This is a genomic window from Ilumatobacter sp., from assembly GCF_041688325.1.
Lineage (GTDB): Bacteria > Actinomycetota > Acidimicrobiia > Acidimicrobiales > Ilumatobacteraceae > Ilumatobacter_A.
Genome location: NZ_JBDNIJ010000157.1, coordinates 1 through 3,400, shown reverse-complemented (window position 1 = coordinate 3,400; position 3,400 = coordinate 1). Strand labels below are relative to the sequence as shown.

Below are 3,400 nucleotides of genomic sequence, written 5' to 3'. Positions count from 1 at the left end.
CGCATGTTCTGACTCGGCGAACTTCTCTCAGTAGCTGGTCACCACTTGTGGTCCCCACCATGGCGTTGTAGATCGACACACCGACCGAGGGCGCACCGGACGCCTTGTCCACGGGAGCCCTTCGATGGAACGGAACGGCGTGGGAAGGAGAGATTCAGAAGCGCTTCAGGAGCCGTTCGCTTCAGGGCGCAGCTGTCGGCGAAGAATCTTGCCGGTGACGGTCTTGGGTAGCTCGTCAACGATCTCGACCACACGGGGATATTTGTAGGCGGCCATCCGCTCCTTGCAAAAGGCAATGAGTTCGTTCTCGGTGACCGCCACATCAGGACGAAGGCTGACGAAGGCTTTGACCGTCTCGCCGCGATACTCATCCGCCACGCCAACAACTGCAGCCTCTCGGACCGCGGGGTGTTCGTACAGTACGTCCTCGACCTCACGTGGCCAGACCTTGTATCCGGAAGCGTTGATCTGGTCCTTCTTGCGATCGACGACGAAGAACCAGCCGTCCGAATTCATGAATCCAACGTCACCGGTGAACAGTTCGCCGTTGGGAAGCGCATGTTCTGTCTCGGCGGGCTTTCCCCAGTAGCTGCTCACGACCTGTGGTCCGCGCGTGACGAATTCGCCGATCTCTCCGAAAGGCACACTGTTTCCCTCATCATCGACGACACGCACCACGGTGTTGTAGATCGGTACGCCCACCGAGAGCGCACCGGTCGTCTTGTCCACGGGAGCCCTTCGGTTGAACGGCACCAGGTGAGAGGGCGACGTTGTTTCCGTTAGCCCGTAAGCGTTGCGGATGTACAGGCCAAGTTCAGCTTCCATGCGGTCCGCCACCGACGGAGCGATTGCGGCGCCTCCGCTGTAGACCCTGGTCAGCGACCTGAAATCACGTTTCGCAGCGTCCGGATCGTTCGCCAAGGCGATGAACACGGTGATCGCCCCGATGGTGAACGTGGGGCGGTGGCGATCGATGAGATCGAGCATCGATGAGATATCGAACCTGTAACCCAACACCAGCGGCATCGGCACAAGGAAAGCGAGAGTGAGTCCAGCTATCAGTCCGGTGATATGGAACAACGGTGCAACACCGAGCACCACATCCTCTTCGGACAGGTAGACCCAGTCGCGGTAGGCAGTGGAGTTGAACACCACGTTCGAATGGGTGTTGGTCGCACCCTTCGGGGGACCGGTCGTGCCGGACGTGTACGCGATGATAGCGATGTCGTCTGGCCCAAGTTCGGGGGTCTCGAGTTTCTCGCCGTCATGGCTGTTGATGATCTCGAGCAGATCGAAAGTCCCGTCGATCCGCTGCTTGATGGAATCCGCAAAGAGTGCCGGAGGCGTCTCGTCGCCGAGCAGGTCGAGTTCATTTGTCGTGAAGACGGCACGCACGTTCGTGCGTCCGGAATCCACAACCTCAGCGGCAACGTCTGCGTACAAGGACTCGAGAGCAACCAAGACCGTTGCTCCAGAGTCGACCAGATGGTACTCGACCTCGCGCTCTTTGTTCATCGGGTTGATCGGCACCAACATCCCGCCTGCTTTCCAGGCGGCGAGCATCGACAGCAAGAACTGCGGGACGTTTTGGAGAAATACAGCGAGCCGATCGCCCGGTTGGAAACCATGGGCCCGAAGCCCGGCAGCCAGCGCATCGGTCATTCGGTCGACCTCGGCCATCGTCAGCGCGCCGTCGAAGTAGCGAGTGAGATCCCGATCGGGAAACTTCGCAGCAGCGGCCTGAAACATCGCGAGGGCCGTGAGGAACTCGGGCTCGATGTCGTGCGCCATTCCTTCGTCGTAAAGGTGCAACCAGGGCCGATCGGAATATTCCATTTTCTTCGCCTCCAAGGCTCGTTCTGATGCCGCTGGGCTACATCTAATTCTGCGTATCCAGTTGAACTCTATCCGAAATAGATATTACTGGCCGAGCTCTCTTTGGTCAAACTGAGCGAGCGGCGTTGTTCGTAATTGAATGTGATGCTTGACATCGGTGCGTCGCGCCCTGGAGAATGGAAGTGCTGGAGAGCTGCCGCTCGGGCGTGTGCTCGACCTGCCTTTCCCGCGTATGGCACCGCCCGGCGCCGGTTTACTTTCAAAGAGGGAGACACCCGAACATGGACATCAACACGGTCCTACAGAAGTCCGCCGAATATAGGAACTGGGGCAAGTGGGGACCAGATGACGAACTTGGTTCCATGAATTTTGTTACCCAGGAGATGGTCATCGCAGCCAGCGCGCTCGTCCGCAAGGGAAAGGTATTTTCGCTCGCCCTGCCCCTCGACGCAGACGGACCCATGAACGGGTCCTTCGGGCGAATCAACCCCGTGCACGTGATGCTCCAGGACGGTGGCGACATTGCCTCCGGGGCCCAGGATCACATTGCAACGTTGCGTTACACAGACGACGCCGCCTACCTGGTCCTGCAGTCTTCAACTCAATGGGACGCCTTGGCGCACATCTACCACGACGGCCAGATGTACAACGGGTACGGCACCGACCAGGTCAACAGCCACGGAGCGCTGAAGAACAGCATCACGAACATTAAGGACCGCGCCGTCGGTCGAGGCGTCCTCCTGGACATCGCCCGCTACAAGGGCAAAGCGGCGCTCGCCACCAGCGAGCCCATTGAGGCCGCCGACCTCGAAGGATGCGCTGCGCAGCAGGGGGTCACGGTTGGCGAAGGAGACTTTGTACTGGTCAGAACCGGACAATTGGAGGAACGCCGGCTGGCCGGCGAATGGGGCGACTTTGCTGGTGGCCCGGCTCCGGGCCTCGCCATTAGTGCGTCCGACTTCTTCTGCCCGCGTCACGTAGCTGCCGTGTCCACAGACACATGGGGCACAGAAGTTCTCCCCAACGAGACTGCTGACGTCTTCCAGCCTCTCCACATCATCATGCTGGTGAATGCCGGTATCCACCTCGGCGAAATGTGGGATATGGAGGAGCTTGCCAAGGACTGCGCCGACGACGGGGTGTATGAGTTCATGCTCGTTGCGCCGCCACTGACGGTGACAGGTTCGGTCGGGTCACCGGTGAACCCTCAGGCGATCAAGTAGGACAGCCACGGGCGCCGTGTTCTGGCGAAGTCCAGACGCGGCGTCTTGCGCTGAGTGGTGCCTCTTGCATCATGATCGGATTCAGCGGAGCGCAGGTTCCAGTGACGATCGTCAAGCCCGCGACCATGCAGACAAGGGTGTGATGGCCGTACGTCATGGGTGACCTCGGCTATCCGGCCACCTCGTAGTGGTGTCCTTCGGCGGCGAATGCACGAGGCGGGCTCGCCGTAGCGGGTCGGACAATCAGTCGTCGGGTTTGCGGTCGAGGTGGCACTCGAGGCCCAGTGCATTGCAGTACAGCCGGGTCAACTGCTCGACGGCGATCTCGAAGTCATGCGGTT

Annotated in this window: 2 protein-coding genes; one reads left to right on the top strand and one right to left on the bottom strand. The window is 60.1% G+C overall.

What is annotated here, in order from left to right; genetic code table 11:
- Window positions 1-165: 165 nt before the first annotated feature.
- Complete coding sequence (locus tag ACH2EI_RS10085; protein ID WP_395159910.1) at window positions 166-1,791, bottom strand: AMP-binding protein; 1,626 nt, start codon at window positions 1,789-1,791, stop codon at window positions 166-168.
- A 326-nt stretch (window positions 1,792-2,117) separates the two neighbouring features.
- On the opposite strand from ACH2EI_RS10085, the gene ACH2EI_RS10080 reads away from it, so the two are divergent.
- Window positions 2,118-3,059 (top strand): cyclase family protein, encoded by a 942-nt coding sequence (locus ACH2EI_RS10080; protein WP_395154271.1) that lies wholly within the window; start codon window positions 2,118-2,120, stop codon window positions 3,057-3,059.
- Window positions 3,060-3,400: the final 341 nt, after the last annotated feature.